Source organism: Enterobacter sp. MG-EB028, assembly GCF_056673305.1.
The window spans coordinates 2,797,221-2,814,592 of record NZ_CP195079.1; the positions used below are offsets into that span (position 1 = coordinate 2,797,221).

A 17,372-nucleotide genomic window follows, 5' to 3' on the forward strand; every position below is an offset into this window, starting at 1 on the left:
TTACACATTCCGGTTGTCGTTTAGCGTCAGACTCTGCTTAAGCGCGCTCCAGCGCACCTCGTCCTCTTCGGTGAATGTTCTTAATGCCGAGAGGGTAAAAATCATCAATACCGGTTTGCCCGGCGTCTGAACGGCAAGCTGTTTTTGCCACAGGCGCTGTCCGTTACGGTCAAAGGTGGTCTCGACTTCCAGTCCGCTAATTTTTCCATCAGGACCGGCTTTTACGTTCCGGAATTCGCTCTGGGCTATCTCACCCATCTGAGGACGCAGCACGTCCCACTGGCGATGAAACTCTTGTTCGTAGTCGCTGCCGTCCGGGATAACGCCGCGGCTGACCACCACGGACAGCCCGCTTTCGTCATCGCGAATAATGTTCATGCTGTTATCCTGCCAGGCAGCAGGAAAAAGGGAAAACGAACCTTCCTGAAGGGTGTATTTCATAAGTGAACTCGGGATGATTAATATGATGAGAAACAAAAGAGGCCAATCCATGCTGGCCCTTTGGCTGGCTGTATAGTTATTTAAGCCACTGGCCTGACTGTTCAACTAAAACATGGTTGCCTTTGCTGACAACCAATTTCACGGGTGCGTACGTCACGATGTAAGCGACTTCGCCATTTTTGTATGTTGAACCAATTATTTTACCTGCTGGATCGTGCAGCGTTTTTCCCTTTAATGAGATGGTACTGTTATCGCTTTTGCGCACGCCGAGATAAACCATCTCGTCACATTCGCTATCAAAATGACCGCACGTGTTTATAAGAGAAATAGCGAATTTTTCGGTGTCCAGTTTTCTGGTTTCAGCGCTATAAACCGATGCGGCTTTACGTAACGTATAACGCAGCGGTGCATAATAATTTCCTTTTTGAGGAGGAGTGACTAAACGCCATTCCATTTCACTCCCTTTTATTTCCAGAACAGCTCGTCCGCCCACGCCGCCAAACGATGAGTTGAACTCAACGCTGGCACGATTGCCAGCGATCGTACCGCTAAGATTTTGCTCATCATCTTCCGGGCAATCTATGCGGTTTCCTCTCTGGGAAATATAGCAATAGGAGCCTGTGATACGGTTACCTGATTCAGCTAAACGCAGGGTTAACGTTGAGTCGTTCTCGAATTCGCCGGCCCAAGCTCCGTCAAACGCGAGGTCTGATTGGCTGTTCGTTGCAAAATGCTTCGCATTGAATCTGGCGGCCCACTGCAGAATATCGGCATGAATAACCGGGCTATTATCAGAAGACTGGTAATGAATAACGTCCGACTCCGGAATCACCCAGGCCGCAAAGATTTTGCCGTCAGGATTGATGACCAGCGCGGACGCGTTCTCCTGATAGAGATCCTTTAGCCAACCTTCAACAAACAATCCGCCACCTGGGGTGGTATGCGGTTCCCCGAAGACATCAAAGTTATCAATAAAGGTCTGGTAATGATTTCCCAGCGTCTTCCTGAGATTGTCTGTCACTTCGCTATCATTAACGATGCGACTAACCGTATTGAGCTTATTGTATTGCGATAATTCAAGCGCCGATGACGTTTCAACGCCCCCTGTCAATAAAGCGGTGAACAAGACGACTGCCAAATATTTCTTGGTCATAAATTACTCTGAAGAGCCATTGTTGTAATTCATGCTTATTTTCAAAACGTTGCCGTCTTTCATCTCAAACGAGAGCGCTTTTTTACCCAACTCGTAGGTAATCCACTGTTCCCCCGAATCATTGTCGACCTGACCGGTACCGTATGCGCTGTTCAGTTCCTCTCTCGTTGAACCCACATGGATACCACGCGGCGTTGCGAAGCCTTGGTCAGTCAGCGTAATTTGAGACACGATATAATCATCAACGCTTCTTTCCGCTTTATCCCACCAGAGATTGGAACTGAATATTTCTAACCCAGCCCTTTGATGCTGGAAGAATTTATAGTTCATTCCGTCAAAAGGAACCTCACCGGTAAAACTGCCTTCCACTGGCATTTCAATTTTACAGGCAATATCAGGAGTCCATCTGTCGCCCAGGGCGATGGACTGGTCTTTGACCTTCACGGAAAAATCCTGTTTTGTCAGAACAGGCGGCATAGCCTCTGCCAAAACCACATTGCCACTCAGACAACTTAACATCAGGGAAAAACAAAGAAATATGGGCGTGTGTTTTTTCACGTTAAACGTCACTGACTTGATGTAAATTACGCTTTTCACGGATGCAGCAAACCGGTAACGAAATACCCGTGCCGGCATGAAAACACAACACTTATTAACGATCGTAACGCGACATAACGACTCTATTTAGGCATTCCTGGTTCATCACCGGAAAACTAAATGCCCATGCAAGTCCTCTCTCATCAGTAACGGTTCGGTATCCAACAGATTGTCCTGCGGTATTCCCACGAGGAATGTTAGAAATTTTCACATCAGGGAAATGCGTTTTGACTTGTTCGAGCGTAATGCAAGGCTGTTCGATTACAAACGAGACAAGTGAAACGCTATTATCTCCGTTTCCCCATAAACGAACATCTAAATCACTGATACGCGTTCCATCAGATAATGTGAATGGAACTGACGTATAACGGTCTTTCACTTCTGGATTTTTTTGGACCAGTGGTTGATGGAAAAGTTTACTGACATCCTCGGTCTGTTTTCCCCAGACTGTTTTGAGTTCTTTAACAATATGCCATAAAGAATCTTGGTTCATGTTTGTTTGTCCTGCGTAAGAAAAAGTTGAAAATAGTGGGAGCAAAAAGAGGATGGTAATTTTTGTCATTCTACTTACCATAGAAACCCCCGTAATAATCGCTGTAATTGAGATCAGTACCCGAAGCTATTTCGCCTTTACCGTAGACTTTACCTATAGCTTTTGCAGCGTCAACCCGCGACAGCTCTCCACTTACCATTTTATCATAGGCTGCATTGTAAGCTTTGAGATTTTCCGGGCTTCCTGCTATATCAATATCAATACCGCCATTCCCCAGAATTTCACGCTGTATTTTGATATTATTCAAGGTTGCACCACCTTCATCCATTAGCTGGCTGTTAATGAAGTTTTCTTTACTCGAATAATCTGCAGCAACAGGATATGTGGCATGTCCTGCTTCATGAGCTAAAGTTTGTACCGTCGTGGCCGTGTCTTCCATGTGTTCAGGATCCATAACGATCAATTTATTATCCGCCTCAGCATAACTTCCCCCACCAGCCGCTCCTGGTTGAATCGCCCATCCCTTGTCTTTCAAATCTTTTAGCTGAGTTTGAAGGGTCGGTGACTTGTTGATTTGTTTAACAACATCATCATTGAAAGGCATAACGTCTGAGCTATTCGGATTATTTTTATAAACATAATTCCCTTTCAAAGGCGGGGCTGTTGTTGACGCCGAAGCTGGAGCAGGTTTCGATTGGCCTGCTGCTGGAGCCGCAGCAGGGGCAGGACGACTGGCGCTCTCTTGCGGTGAAAACTTCGCCTGCACCGCCGCATCAATATCCCCTTTATGCCCCGATCCCGGTGCCGTTGTGCCCGGCTTGGTTCCCGAGGTATTCAGATGCAGCTTACCGCCCGTGGTGATATAACCATCCCCTTCCACGAAGAAGTTAAACTCTTTGCCGATCAGGTTAATCTTGCCGTTAGCGTTCAGCTCAATAGCGCTCTCACCCGAGACCAGTCGCAGCTTCGTCCCGGAAGCAATAACATACTGCTCGACCGCCGCATCCAGCTTGCCTTTCCCCGTCAGGATCTCGGTTCCGCCTTTCACCGCCTGAGTTTGGTTCGCTTCCACACGATGCAGCTCATTTTTCTTCACATAATGGCTGCGCGCCCCGCCGACGCTGTGCGTTTCATCATTTTTAACGCTTGTGTCCATGTTGCGCTCGGCCTGGATCCACACCTGCTCTGCGCCCGCTTTATCCTCAAAGCGCAGGGCGTTGGCGTTGTCCACGGAGCCACCCTTAGAGCGGCTCATAAAACCCATCTGCGTCGCCGCAGCCGGCAGCGCCCACGGTGGCATGCTCGCGTCGTTATACACGCGGCCGGTAATAATCGGACGGTCCGGGTCGCCGTTGATAAAGTCCACCACCACCTCGTCGCCGACGCGCGGGATCTGCACCCCGCCGTAGCCCTGGCCTGCCCACGCGCTCGACACGCGCACCCAGCAGGAGCTGGTGTCATCGCCTTTCGCCAGACGGTCCCAGTGGAACTTCACCTTCACGCGACCGTATTTGTCCGTCCAGATACTCTCGCCCTTCGGCCCGACCACTTTCGCCGTCTGCGGGCCGTAGGTGCGCGGCCACGCCGTGGACTGCGCCGGGCGGTACACCACCGCCGACGGAATGACTGTGAAATCGGTGCGGTGAATGGTCTCCCCCTCGCCGCTGGCATAGCGGTTCTCTTCAAAGTGGTAGCCCGCCGCCGTCACCAGATACTCCCCGTTGTCGCTGAAGAACGGCGCGTTGGTTAACGTGAAGGTGTGCCCCGGCGCTATCCCCGCCGCCGTGGCGGTGGCCTGAATCTGCTGGTGCTCAACCTGCCAGCGCTCCTGACGAATACGGGCATAGAACTCCCCGTGCCCTTTGTCGACAAAGCGACCCGGCCAGTCGTACACGTCGATGCTGCCCGGCTTCGGCGACGCCGGGTTCTGCTGGGCCTGGAACAGCCACGCGTTCGGCTTGCGGAAGTCATAGTCGTCGAGGCTGTAAATCCCCGGCGTCACGCTGTCCTCCAGCGCCCACTGGCTGATGCCCTCTTCGTCCGTACTGCCGCCGGACGGCGTCTGGTGGTAAGGAATAACCTCATAGCCGCTGAACGGCTGATGCTGCGTGGCGGCGTCGGTAAGCACCAGCGTGTGCTTGTCCGCCTCATGGCGGAAGTGATACGCAATCCCCTCCAGCTCCATCAGGCGGCTGATGAAGTCCAGGCTCGACTCCTGATACTGCACGCAGTAGTCCCACACCCGGTAGCTGCCGGTGAGTTTATCCTCAACGTTAACCTGATGCTCGCCCAGCAGGGTTTTCACAATCTGCGGCACCGTCTGGCCCTGGAAAATACGCAGATTGCGGTCGCGCTTCATCGGCCACAGGTCCGGCTCCACCGTCAGCTGGTACACCGCATAGCGCGTGCCCGTCAGCTCAACGGCGCTGACCGCCACGCGGGTAATCTTGCCGTTAATATAGCGGGAGGTCAGCAGGTTCTGCGTCGGGATGGTCACCGTGACCGGCTGGCCCAGCAGCTTGCTGCGGTCGATGCGCGCGTCCGTGCCGAGCACGGTCAGCGTCAGCGCGAACGACTCGGACATCGCCTCGCGGCCCGTCAGTTTCCAGAACAGAAGCCCCTCCACCGGGAGCTGAACGGTAATTCGGTTGAGCATAATCTTTATTCCATATAGCTTATGCGATTCAGAAAAGAGGTTCGCATCTTTGACTGAGCGTAATACTACGGATTCACCAGCCAGGTGCCCGGCTTACCGATATCCAGCGTCTGGCTGCGCGTTCTCCCGTTGCCCTGCAGTTCAATCTTCGCCTCACCGGCTGGCAGCTTGAGCGAGGCATAGCCGTTCGCCGCCGGACGCAGCGCTTTTGGCTCGCCGTTCACTTTCAGGGTTTCGCCGTCGAGAATGCGGATATAGACCAGCGCAACAGGGCTCGCGACAGGCGGTGGCGTTTGTTGCGCTGTCTCCGGCGCAGTCGTCTGCTCGCCAGCCTTCGCGGCTTCTGGCTTCACGTCAGGCGTGTTCGCGGCGGTCTCAGTCGGACGCGTCTCTGCCGGTGCCTGTGCAGCCTGCTCAGGTGCATCATTACCGCCGCTGAACAGCATCGCTCCGGCGACAACGCCCACCAGCACGCCCGCGGCAACCATGCCCGGGATCTTGTAGCGACGCCAGTCGAGCAGCGACGCCGGCTGTTCCTCCTCCACCGGTACCAGCATCGTGCCGGGCTTTTTCGCCGTCAGCACGTCGTTAATTCCGGCGACCGGCATCTCAATCAGCGCGGCAAATTCGTCGATAGACTGCGGACGATCCTCCATGTGCAGCGCCAGCGCGCGGTCGATGGCCTGCAGCATCGGGATGGAGTAGCCCTGCGGCATGATTTCCACCAGCGGTTTGCAGGTGTCCTGGATGGAGCGCACCACGCTGACCGGCGGCGGAGAACCCACAATCAGGGTACGCAGCACCGCGCCGAGGGCGTAAATATCCGTCCACGGCCCCTGCTCGCTCTCGTTGTCGTCGGTGTACTGCTCAATCGGCGCAAAGCCGGGGCGCAGCATGGTTTCCGTTTCGTCGGAAAGGTTACCGATGGTGCGGCGCGCGGAGCCGAAATCGAGCAGCACCGGCAGGCCGTTATCCTGGATCTGAATATTATCCAGCGAGATGTCACGGTGCAGATAGCCTTCGTCGTGGATGGTCTTGATCGCGCCGAACAGCATCGGCAGCGTGCGGCGGATCCAGGCCTCGTTGATCAGCTCCGGTTTTTCTTCGCGCAGGCGTGAAAGCGTGGTGCCGCTATAAAACAGCGTCCCCATGTAAGCCGTGTCGTTTTGCACCCAGAAACGCAGGACGTGCAGCAGGTTCGGGTGGTTAAAACGCGCCAGCAGACGCGCTTCCTGAATAAAGCTGTTCAGGCCCGCGGAAAACGCTTTGCCAAAGCGTTCGCTGCGCAGCACCAGGGTCATGTCGTCGCCGCGCACGGCGAGCGAGGCAGGCATAAATTCTTTGATAGCGATAGTGCGTTCGAGCTGGTGATCCCACGCGCGATAGACAATGCCAAAACCGCCGCCGCCGATCACCTCTTTGATTTCAAACTCGTTGAAGCGGTACCCGACCGGGAGCGCGTTTGGGACAGTCCGATTGTTATCATTATCCGTCATCTTTTACAGTTCTCTTGATGATTATTACGCGGCAAACTGACAGTGAAACTCGCCCTGCTCGCAGGTGACGTGCAGACGTCGGTACTGCTCGTCGCTGCGGCTGGCGGTAAGTAAGATCTGGCTCATCTGAGGCAGCAAGGTGTTAGTCAGGATAGCATCCACCATGCGGCCGCCGGACTCCACCTCGGTGCAGCGCTGAACAATCTGTTCCACCACGCTGTCGTCAAACTCAGAAATGATGCTGTGATTCTCCTCCAGACGACGCTGAATACGCTTAAGCTGCAGGCGAACAATCTGCCCCAGCATCTCGTCGCTGAGCGGGTAGTACGGCACCACCAGCAGGCGGCCCAGCAGCGCCGGCGGAAATACCTCCAGCAGCGGCTGGCGCAGCGCGCCGCTCAAGGCGTCCGGCTCAGGCATCAGCTCCGGATCGGCGCACATGGCGCTAATCAGCTCGGTGCCCACGTTGGACGTCAGAATAATGATGGTGTTGCGGAAATCAATGTGGCGCCCCTCGCCGTCTTCCATCCAGCCTTTGTCGAAGACCTGGAAGAAAATCTCATGGACGTCCGGGTGCGCTTTTTCAATTTCGTCCAGCAGCACCACGCTGTAAGGGCGGCGGCGCACGGCCTCGGTTAACACGCCGCCTTCACCATACCCTACGTACCCCGGAGGCGCACCTTTTAAGGTGGAAACGGTGTGCGCTTCCTGGAACTCGCTCATGTTGATGGTGATAACGTTCTGCTCGCCGCCGTACAGGGATTCCGCCAGCGCCAGCGCGGTTTCGGTTTTCCCGACGCCGGACGGGCCGCACAGCATAAATACGCCCACCGGTTTGTTCGGATCGTCGAGCTTCGCCCGGGAGGTTTTCACGCGGCGGGCAATCAGGTCCAGACCGTGACGCTGGCCGATAACGCGCTGGTTTAGCGTGTCGGCAAGGTTGAGTACCGCGTCGATCTCGTTTTTCACCATCCGGCCCAGCGGGATCCCGGTCCAGTCAGAGACGACCGCGGCGACCACGTTTTCATCCACTGCGGCAAACAGCAGCGGCTCGTCACCCTGTAAGGCGTTCAGCGCCTGATGCTGTTCCGCCAGCTGGCCGCGCAGCTCGGCGGTATCTTCTTCGCCCGCCACGAACAGCGCGGCGCGCAGGCGGATAATCTCCTGCACCAGGCTGCGCTCTTCTTCCCAGCGCCGGGCCAGGGCTTCGCGTTTTGTTTCGAACGCGTCGCGTTCGGCGCGTAATGCCGTGACGCGCTCGGCATCACCGGCCCCCATGCGCGCTTCGCGTTCTGCGATCTCAATTTCCACGTCAAGCGCAGCAAGGTGGCGCAAGCAGTCTTCCAGCTGCGCAGGCGGCGCGCTCTGGCTCACCGCGACGCGGGCGCAGGCGGTGTCGAGCAGGGCCACGGCTTTATCCGGCAGCTGACGCGCCGGGATGTAGCGGTGGGACAGCTTCACCGCCGCGCTGACCGCTTCGTCGAGCAGCAACACCTGGTGGTGCGTCTCCAGCGGCGACACGGTGCTGCGCAGCATCAGAATGGCTTTCGCTTCGTCCGGCTCGTGAACCTGCACCGTCTGGAAACGACGGGTCAGCGCCGGATCTTTCTCAATGTACTTTTTGTATTCTGCCCAGGTGGTGGCGCCGATGGTGCGCAGCTGGCCGCGCGCCAGCGCGGGCTTCAGCAGGTTCGCTGCATCGCCGGTCCCCTGCTGGCCGCCTGCGCCAATCAGGGTGTGGATCTCATCGATAAACAGAATGATCGGCGTGGCGCTGGACTGGACTTCGTTAATGAGCGCCTGCAGACGGGCTTCAAACTCACCTTTCATGCCCGCGCCGGCCTGCAACATGCCGATATCCAGCAGCCACAGCTGAATATTTTGCAGCGGCTCCGGGACGTCGCCGTCAGCGATACGCAACGCCAGCCCTTCCACCACCGCCGTTTTCCCAACCCCGGCTTCCCCGGTCAGCAGCGGGTTGTTCTGGCGGCGACGCATCAGGATATCGACCATCTGGCGGATCTCCTCGTCGCGCCCGACAACCGGGTCAATCTTCCCGTCGCGTGCGCGGGCGGTCAGGTCCTGGCCGTACTGGGCCAGCGTACCCTGAGCCGCCGGGACCGCACCCGCGGGCGCGTCGACGGCGGCAGCGGCCTGCTGCGTCTCTTTGCTGTTGGCGCAGATGGCGTCGAACTGCTCAATCAGCACCTCAACGTTAAGGCGGGTGAACTGCGCCGAGATGCTTTTCAGCACGTTGGCCAGATTCCAGGTTTTGAGGATACCGATCAGCAAATGGCCGCCGCGAATGCGGCTGACGCCAAACTTCAGCGAGCCGAAGACCCAGGCGCGCTCCACGGCGCTGTCAATATGTTCAGAGAGATCGGAAACGGAACTTGCGCCGCGCGGCAGAGCGTCCAGCGCCGCCACGATATCGCGCGCCAGCTGCTGTTCATCAAGGGCAAAATGGCGGATGACCTGCTGCAGATCGCCATCCTGCTGCTGCATCAGCTGATGCAGCCAGTGCACCAGCTCAACGTAGGGGTTGCCGCGCAGCTTGCAGAAGGCAGTCGCGCTTTCCAGAGAGGTAAATAACAGCGTATCCAGTTTGCCGAAAAGCACGGCACGGCTAATTTCTGACATGTTAGTTTCCATTAACAATGATTCGGTATACGGAAGGATTACCGCTCTGCGCGATACACCAGATCGCCACGCGGGACAGGCTGCGGCTGCAGGCCCAGCCAGGTGTTATAGCCTAATCGCCCATTGCTGCCGAGCGTGGTGCCCTGCACCGCGTCTTCACGCAGGATCACCCGCGTTTCCCATTCAAATTCAATCCCGGCGTACTGGCGCACCCAGTCGCGCAGCTCGGTGACCCACGCTTCACCCGGCAGAAAGCGGTTGTACTCCTCCGCGCTCAGCGGGCCAATCTCAATGCGAAACTTATGCTGCACGTCGCGGACGGCCACGCCAAGAAAGGCGGATTCACCCATACGCGGCATGCGGCGACCTTCCCCCAGCTGCGCCTGCTCGCGCGTGGAAAGCGGCATCCACTGCGGCACGTTGCTGACCAGTTTGACCGGCGCTTTAAAGTAGCTGCGCAGGATCTTCTCCAGCCCCTCCGGATCCCGCCCGTGACGGGTCAGGTGTCCGGCGTGGGTAAAGCGGGCATGAGAGCTCAGGCTGCCTTTGTTCATCTGCCCCGGCTGCCCCATGCCAATCAGCGACGCCAGGTAGCCCTCAAAGCGCCTGTTATCGGCGCGATCCAGAGAGACAGCCGGTTGCGCATCCGCCCACGCGCGGTAAAACAGCAGCGCCAGACGATGATGAAACAGATCGGCAAACGCGCTGAGGCTGGTGTCCTGATGATGATGAATACGCTCGCGGGCGTATTCGGTCATATGGACCGGCAGCGGACCGTTCGGGCCAAACAGGCCGAAGCTTAAAATTGATACTTCATGAATCCCGCTTTCCTCACGCAGGCCGACCTGAGCCAGCGTCGACGGCGCAAAGCTCATCGACGGTTGCTGGCCAATGCGCAGCGGCTCAAACTTCGGCAGCGGCGCGCGTCCCAGCGGGTAGCGCTCGCCGCCCTGGGCATCAATGCGCCTTAACAGCTGAAACAGATCGTAGCGCCAGGGCGCCTCACGGACCCCGTGCCAGAACGCATCCGGCAGCTTCGTCAGGCGATGTACGCGCAGCGGTGCAGTAGCGGCGTCACTCATACCAGCGCCCTTTTACCCATGCGAGGCGCCCAGTAGCCAATCTCGCCGCGCTGCTGGCTCTTCAGGGTGAACTCGGTGAAGCTGTTGATAGAGACCAGACGGGCAAAGAGGCGCTCCATCACGCTGCCGAAAAGCCACGGGCTGGCGCCGGAAAACGCCCGCTCGTCTACGGTCAGGCTGATGCCAATTCCACGGGCGAAAACGACCGGGCCGGGTTCAGGCACGCGGCGGTGAACCGGCTCCAGCACGCAGTGGCGAACGCCCTCTACCTGACGCGCCACCGGCGTCTCGGCCAGGTTGGCGTACAGCCCTAACAGCTGGCGCAGCGCGGCTGCCCCCTCTTCATTCTCGCTGTCCATCAGGCTGAGGTAGTTCATCTGCAGCTGGCTGATGAGCCGCCAGGTGCTGAACCCTTCAGCCAGCGCCGGACGCGGTGGCGTCGGCCCTTTACGCAGGGTGAGTGATTTCACCGGCATAGAGTCGGCCATAATGAACTGCCCGAGCTCCTGCTGCAGCATCAGCGGCAGGTCGCGGCTGGTGCAGAGCACCTCGGCAGAGATATAGCGCAGGTTTTCCTGCCACGGCGCATGCTGCTCGTCCACCAGCGAAACAAACACCTCTGAACCGATATAGCCGGTACGGGTGCCGTAGCGCAGGGCATGCTCAGAGAGCACGCGCTGTTCCCGGCGCAGGGAAAAATAGGCCCCGTAGTTGCCCGCGTCGCCGCTCCAGGTGCTCCAGAATGGACGAAACGTCTGGTCGTCGCGCTGACCATCGGCGCTGCCAAAAATTTTATTTACCGCGTAAATTTCATAGTCCAGCGGCCGGATGTTATCGACCACCAGATGGTATTCATGCTGCCCTTCATTCAGCTTCTGCCGGGCCGCCACTTTCGGGAACAGGTTGATGACCGGCGTACAGTGCAGCGCCAGATGGCTGGCGTCTACCACGCGCTCCAGCTGCTCATCCGACTTATCCAGCAGAATAAAAATGTCGAAGGCTTTTTCACCCTCACAGCGCTGGATCAGCGTGCTCAGACCGCTCAGGCTGATGAAGCGGAAGCGGGCCGGAAACGCAAAATACTCCTGCAGCAGACGGTAGCCGTCAAAGTTGCGCAGATCGTCCGGAAGGAGCGCCTGGTCAGACTCAAAGCCCTCCTGGCGAAGCGCGTCCGACGCCAGCAGCTGTCGCTGCGGCTGCGGGCTGACCGTCTGGCAGACGATCCCGGCGTGATGCTCCATGACCAGCTCCAGCAGCTTCAGCGCCTCAATGTCCGGGCCGCTCAGGAAAAACTCCAGCCGGTCGAAATCCAGGTGCCCGAGGTTTTGCGGGCCATCGCAGGCGATGCGGATCCGCAGGGCGCTGTTGATCCCCCGCTGGCTCAACCCCAGCTGCGCGAGCGGCAGATCGGCGGGCACGCCGCCCAGCTCGACCTTGTCGATTTTCAGCGGCAGCAGGTTGACCTCGTGCGCCGTGGTATAGCTGCAGGTCACGCCGGTTTTTTTCAGCGCCAGGCTGTCCATCATGGTGCCGCGCGGCACAATGAAGCCCTTGCTCAGGTCGCCCCGGCTGCTGTCGGGCTCAATCTCCGCGATCGCCATCGACGGCGTGGGTGCGAGGTAGTTCGGCGCGATCATCTCCAGCAGACGCTGGGAGAAGCGCGGAAACTCCGCGTCCATTTTCATCTGCACGCGGGAGGTCAGGAAGGCGAAGCCCTCCATCAGACGCTCGGTATACGGATCCGCCACGTCGATGCCGCGCATGCCCAGCCGTCCGGCGACTTTTGGGTAACGTTCGGCAAACTCGGCCCCCATTTCGCGCAGGTAGGCCAGCTCGCGGTTGTAATATTCGAGCAGTTTACTTTCCATGATTACCCCGCATCTTTCAGTTCAAAATGGCCGTTTTCCAGATCGACATCGGTGCGAAACAGAAACTCCAGCGGGTACGGCACGCACCATAAACGCCCTTTGATCTCGATGGAGAGCACGTTGTGCAGATCCAGCGAGGAGGTATCCGACACGCAGCGGACCTGCAGCCCCTGCGGCAAAATGCGCGGTTCAAAATTGATGATGGCCTCGGTAAGCTTGCGCTGAATATCGTGCCATTCGATATCCGACATTCTTTTCCCGGCGAGCGGCGCGACGCCAAAGTTAATCACCGAGCGGCTCACGTGCGGCAAGGCGCTCAAATCGCCGGAGGCATCGTGGTTGATGGTGTTAAACAACCACTGCAGATCCCGCAGCACGTTGCGGCGCAGGGCGGCGTGGGTGATCAGATTGCTGTTAGCCGGCTCGCGCTTTTTTTCCGGGTCGTTATCGGTGAGACGATCCAGCAGCGAGGGCTGCATTTTGTCGCGCGCCCCCACCTTCTCCTGCCTGCTGCGAGCTTGCCAGCCGCTGCGCAGCAGATCGCCTTCGCCAGCGGGATTACTCATCGGCTCCATCCGTCGCAAACGTCACGAGGCTTAACGACAGCAGCGGGCTTTCGCTTTGCTCGCTGAGCCAGGCTTTCTGGCCCATCCCTTCGTAGAGGGTGCCGTCCTCGTCGAGCGGCCGCCATTCGGTGGTGCGGCCCAGTTTGATCGCATCCGAAGCCTCGGCAGCAAACGGGTAACGCGCCGGGATCTGACACACCTGCTCCGTACCGTCGGTCAGGCGCACCAGCGCATGACGCCAGACCAGGTCGGTCACGCTGGCGGGGGCCTGGAAACGGATCTCCGCGATAGCGTTAAACGGCAGCCAGAAATAACGGCCGTTCACGAGGGTTTCGCACACCGGGCCAAGCCGGGCATCGCCGTCCATCAGCCACTCGAACGCCTGCGTCTCCTCATTTTCGAGGGTGATGAGACCGGCAGTGGCCTGCGCCTGTTCGAGGGCCTCCAGCCGCAGCGCATGCGCACGCTCGCCGTCCTCGCTAAGCGCCATAGCCAGGGTGGTCAGCCAAGGCCACTGGGTTTCAGGCATGGCCGGACGCGCCTGCCCCGCCATCACCTGCGCGCGCTGCAGCTCGCCCTGAATAGACTGCTCCAGCAGCGTGACGGTCGGCTTCGCCTGCGGCTTCAGCGCCAGCCAGCTTTTCAGCTGGGCCAGCGCACGCGTCCAGTTGCCGCTGAGGGTTAAAAACTGCACGAACGCGGCGCGGAGGTCGGCATCTGCCGGACGGGCTTTGATCTGTGCTTCGAGGCGCGCCAGCGCGTCGTTGAGCGTTTCACCCGCCAGTTGTTGATAGAGCGTATTCATAGCCATTCCTTAATTCGCCGCGCGCCAGGCGCCCACTGCCGGATCGCGCAGCTGAGGGCGCAGGGTATCAATCAGAACGATATTCAGCGGCGTGCCCGGTGCGACCCAGGCGCTCCAGGTTTTCTTCACCGCCGCAATACGCGCCTGCAGCTTTGCATCGTCGCTGGCAATCTCACGGGAAATCTCCACCGCCACCGTGCCGTTGCTCTTCCAGCTGTTCAGGGCGCTATCGTAAGGCAGGATCATCCAGCTCTGGTCGCTGTTCGGGGTGCTGAATACCATGCGCTCTTTGTTAACGGAGGTGATCAGTGCGTTTTCCGGATCGGCGCTCTGATTCAGCCCCATCACCGGGAAGCCGTGAATGTACGTCACCGCCATCTCTTTCTGTCCGCCGTTGCGGGACTGAGAGACAACGGTGTGACCGCTCAGCCAGCTGCCGTTACCGCAGCGGGTGGTGTCAGAATCCGGGATAAAGAGCGCCGGTGCGGATGCGCCCCCTTCCCAGAAGGTGCGCAGGTGGCAGCCGTCCTGCAGGGTAAATTCCTGCCACGGCGTGCGGTCCGCGGCGACTGTATGGGCGGCAACGTTCTGATCCGGTGGCAGTAACGCGCCGCTGGACGTGGCCGTGGTGACGGCAGGCGCAGCCTGCTGCTGTTTCACCACCAGCGCCCACTCCTGCGCTTTGGCGGCCGTACCCTGCGCCAGCGTCGTCCCCTCCGGATCGTTGAGCGTCCAGCTCAGCTTATTCACTTTGCTGCACTGGTGCTCCAGCAGCGAGCCAAGGCGCGGCACAAAGTTTTCCAGCACCGAGACGTCTTTCTTGCCGTTCGCCACGATACGCAGCGCCACCTCAGGCTTACACCAGCTCTGCGGCGTGTTGTCTTTGATGTTGTCGATCCAGATATCCAGCTTCTGCGCAGGAGACTGCACGATGCGGAAATTCTCAGCCTGCGCGGTGGAGGTCACCGCCAGAAGTGCCAAACCCGATAGCCAAAGTTTCATATCGTTCCTTGTGTGTCTAATCAGTTCCGCAGGGAAGAAATTGTGCTGCGTCAGAGAGGGTGTGCAGCAAAGTAGTGTCCTGAGGATTGCCCATCCATACCGCCAGGGCAGTATAGTTATCCTGAGCATTCCCTTCCTGTTCGCCATTCTTTTGAATGATTTGGTTCATTAAGGTCAGCCACTCCTGCGGCGTATTGACCATGTGAAGTGACTGCTTCATTTGCTCTTCACTGACGCCGTGCCAGAACCCGTCGGTGCAGAGTAAAAAGGCATCGCCGTCTTCCACCTGCACCACGTCGCTGTAGCTCGCCTCCGGCCCGCCGTTTTCAATCCCCAGCGCCAGATAAAGCAGGTTGCTGTTGAGATCGTCCGTCTGATGCCCGGCATCTTTCATCTGCTGCACCAGGCTGTGGTCGGTGGTCACGTGCCACAGCCATCCCCGGCGAAACAGGTACAGGCGGCTATCGCCGGCATGCGCCCAGTACGCCAGCCCGTAGTCCCGGTCAATGAACAGACTGACCAGCGTTGTGCCCATCCGGCGATAGTCCTGAACGGCCTGCTGTTCGCTCAGAATGGTGCGGTTCGCCGTCTGTACATAATCTCGGATATGCTGCGCGTTCAGGTGCTTGTCGCCATCGAAGCGGGAGATAATGCTGTTGCGGGCCAGTTCCGCGGCGACCTCACCGCCCGGCAGCCCCGCGATGCCGTCACAGACGACAAAGCAGGCCGAGCGTTCCCCTATGGTTTCTCCCGTCTGATCCTGGTTGCTGGCGCGCGTCCCCTGGCGGGAGAGAGAAGCGGTTGCGATATTCATTTGTCTTCCGATCCGCTCTGTGAGTCTTTGTACTGATTCACCTCCATGTCGTACGCATGAAGGAAGGCTTCGCCGAACAGGGTGTGGAAGTCATCCTCGATCTCGCCCGCCGTCTCGCCATAGCTGCGAACAAAATAGTCCCACAGGGCGGCTTTGCGGCTGCCCGGCAGCGCCAGACGAGAGGTCATGCCGTTCTGCTTCGCCTGCTCCTCCAGCTGTTCCGGGTTAAAGGACTGCAGCATCGCGGCGATGATGGCGCGAATACCGGAGATCATCCCCAGCTGGTGCGCCTGAAGGTCGATCAGCGCGTCGCGCACGGATTTGGTCGGCGGCATAAAGCCCGGCATCGGCGTGCCAAACATCTGGATCAGTACGGTTTTGCCGGTCGGCAACAGCTTGAACGGGTTGTTGGCATCGTCCAGCACCATGGTCATATCGGCTTTCACGCCGCGCTTGAGGATAGAGCGCGACGAGAGCAGCGCCACGGTGCCTTGCGAGAACATGCCCAGAATCTGCCCCAGCTGACGCATATTTTCACGGTCAAACTGCGGAACGGGCTGCATTTCGCTCAGGCCCATGCCTTCGAGCAGCGCCTGCAGCAGTTCGCCCTGCAGCACTTCGCCCTTCTCGCCGTTATTCGCGGTTGCGGTTGGGGTTGCCGCGTTGTTGACCGGGTCGATGCGCAGACGCCCCTTCGGTGCCTGAGCACTGCTACGCGCAACGGCCTGCGGCGTTGGCATGGTGAAGCCCGCGTAATCCGGTCGCGCCTGCTCTTCTTCACGCGCCGTTTCCTGCGGCTCAGGAGCGAACAGCGGAGAATCGGCCAGCACATCCTCTTCCTGCTCTGATTCAGGCGCTGGTGCTGGCTTGTCGTCAGCAATGTCATCCGGATGGGTTAAAGGTGCCCCGCCCATCAGCCCGAGCGGATCATCATTGCGCGCGGCTGGCGCGCTGGCCTTTCCACCAAACAGCGCCAGCGGGTCGAGCTCGTCCGACGCTTCTTCTTTAGCGGTGGGTTGCCCCTCAACCGGCGGCACCAGCGTGGAAGGCGTCACGTCGTCAAAAATGCTCTCTTTTTTGAACAGCGCTTCGTCGCTGAACAGCGTGTCCGGGTCGACGTTCTTACGCTCAAGCGATGGATCGCTGTCGTTGAACATCGCGAGCGGATCTTCGGCATTACGCTCCGGGGCCGCAGGCTGGGAGAACGGATCGTGCGATGTCGCAGGCTGAGGTTTTGCGCGGTTGCTGGAGATGCTGTCGGAGATGGAGAACTCCTGCATCAGGCTGTCCCAGATTTCCGACGGCACGGCGGTCGGTTCCGATTTACCGCGTGGCGCAGGGTTAGCAGGCTTCGCCTGCGCTGCGGGTGCAGTTGGCGCGGCTGTCGGACGTGGCGGCTGCTGCATGCTGGCCGCCATACGGCTTACCGGCTGCGTATCGTGGATAAGCTCAGTAACTTCAATGCGGTAGTCATCAATACCGAGAATGTCGCCATCCTGGAGTTCAACCTGACGCCCCCGCTCCAGCGGAATGTCATTTAATACCACGCGGGTGACGCTGCCACGGTTGGTGACGCGGCATTCGCCCTGGGCATCAACGTGGACAATGGCCTGCAGACGCGAGATGGTGCGGTCATTGTCCGGCAATACCAGATTGTTATCCGTACCGCGCCCAATGGTGCCGCCCGGGGCGTAAAAATCACAGCTGCTCTGCGGCGGCTGATGACCGGGTTTCGTAGAAATAATCGTGAATCGCATGG

14 protein-coding genes are annotated in these 17,372 nt (G+C 58.6%); all 14 read right to left on the minus strand.

Annotated elements, in window-relative coordinates; all coding sequences use genetic code 11:
* Positions 1 to 441: a DcrB-related protein gene (locus ACR42C_RS13305; RefSeq protein ID WP_116339361.1), complete on the minus strand. Its 441-nt coding sequence runs from the start codon at positions 439 to 441 to the stop codon at positions 1 to 3.
* A 76-nt stretch (positions 442 to 517) separates the two neighbouring features.
* Positions 518 to 1,594 carry a hypothetical protein gene (locus ACR42C_RS13310; RefSeq protein ID WP_479984207.1) on the minus strand — a complete coding sequence of 359 codons (1,077 nt, stop codon included), beginning with the start codon at positions 1,592 to 1,594 and terminating at the stop codon, positions 518 to 520.
* Positions 1,595 to 1,597: 3 nt separating this feature from the next.
* Positions 1,598 to 2,152 (minus strand): hypothetical protein, encoded by a 555-nt coding sequence (locus ACR42C_RS13315; RefSeq protein WP_479984208.1) that lies wholly within the window; start codon positions 2,150 to 2,152, stop codon positions 1,598 to 1,600.
* A 94-nt stretch (positions 2,153 to 2,246) separates the two neighbouring features.
* Positions 2,247 to 2,753, minus strand: coding sequence for a hypothetical protein (locus ACR42C_RS13320; protein WP_479984209.1), 507 nt, complete (start codon positions 2,751 to 2,753; stop codon positions 2,247 to 2,249).
* 1 nt (position 2,754) lies between these two features.
* The gene (locus ACR42C_RS13325) at positions 2,755 to 5,340 is read right to left on the minus strand and encodes a type VI secretion system Vgr family protein (protein ID WP_479984210.1); all 2,586 of its coding nucleotides are present in this window, start codon (positions 5,338 to 5,340) and stop codon (positions 2,755 to 2,757) included.
* A gap of 65 nt (positions 5,341 to 5,405) precedes the next feature.
* Positions 5,406 to 6,836 (minus strand): serine/threonine protein kinase, encoded by a 1,431-nt coding sequence (locus ACR42C_RS13330; protein ID WP_479984211.1) that lies wholly within the window; start codon positions 6,834 to 6,836, stop codon positions 5,406 to 5,408.
* A gap of 24 nt (positions 6,837 to 6,860) precedes the next feature.
* Positions 6,861 to 9,476, minus strand: coding sequence for a type VI secretion system ATPase TssH (gene tssH / locus ACR42C_RS13335; protein WP_320720270.1), 2,616 nt, complete (start codon positions 9,474 to 9,476; stop codon positions 6,861 to 6,863).
* A gap of 38 nt (positions 9,477 to 9,514) precedes the next feature.
* On the minus strand, positions 9,515 to 10,558 hold the full coding sequence (gene tssG / locus ACR42C_RS13340) for a type VI secretion system baseplate subunit TssG (protein WP_116339350.1): 1,044 nt from the start codon (positions 10,556 to 10,558) through the stop codon (positions 9,515 to 9,517).
* The gene (tssF, locus tag ACR42C_RS13345) at positions 10,555 to 12,426 is read right to left on the minus strand and encodes a type VI secretion system baseplate subunit TssF (protein WP_316379624.1); all 1,872 of its coding nucleotides are present in this window, start codon (positions 12,424 to 12,426) and stop codon (positions 10,555 to 10,557) included. The genes tssG and tssF overlap by 4 nt, the downstream gene beginning before the upstream one ends.
* A 2-nt stretch (positions 12,427 to 12,428) precedes the next feature.
* Entirely contained in the window at positions 12,429 to 12,992 is a 564-nt protein-coding gene (tssE, locus tag ACR42C_RS13350; RefSeq protein WP_116339346.1) for a type VI secretion system baseplate subunit TssE, read from the minus strand.
* Positions 12,985 to 13,797: a type VI secretion system accessory protein TagJ gene (locus ACR42C_RS13355; RefSeq protein WP_316379623.1), complete on the minus strand. Its 813-nt coding sequence runs from the start codon at positions 13,795 to 13,797 to the stop codon at positions 12,985 to 12,987. Before ACR42C_RS13355 ends, tssE begins: the two co-directional genes overlap by 8 nt.
* A 9-nt stretch (positions 13,798 to 13,806) precedes the next feature.
* Complete coding sequence (locus tag ACR42C_RS13360; protein ID WP_302218064.1) at positions 13,807 to 14,799, minus strand: hypothetical protein; 993 nt, start codon at positions 14,797 to 14,799, stop codon at positions 13,807 to 13,809.
* A gap of 16 nt (positions 14,800 to 14,815) precedes the next feature.
* Positions 14,816 to 15,613: a PP2C family protein-serine/threonine phosphatase gene (locus ACR42C_RS13365; RefSeq protein WP_023336024.1), complete on the minus strand. Its 798-nt coding sequence runs from the start codon at positions 15,611 to 15,613 to the stop codon at positions 14,816 to 14,818.
* Positions 15,610 to 17,370 (minus strand): type VI secretion system-associated FHA domain protein TagH, encoded by a 1,761-nt coding sequence (gene tagH, locus ACR42C_RS13370; RefSeq protein ID WP_320720274.1) that lies wholly within the window; start codon positions 17,368 to 17,370, stop codon positions 15,610 to 15,612. Before tagH ends, ACR42C_RS13365 begins: the two co-directional genes overlap by 4 nt.
* Between the last annotated feature and the right edge of the window lie 2 nt (positions 17,371 to 17,372).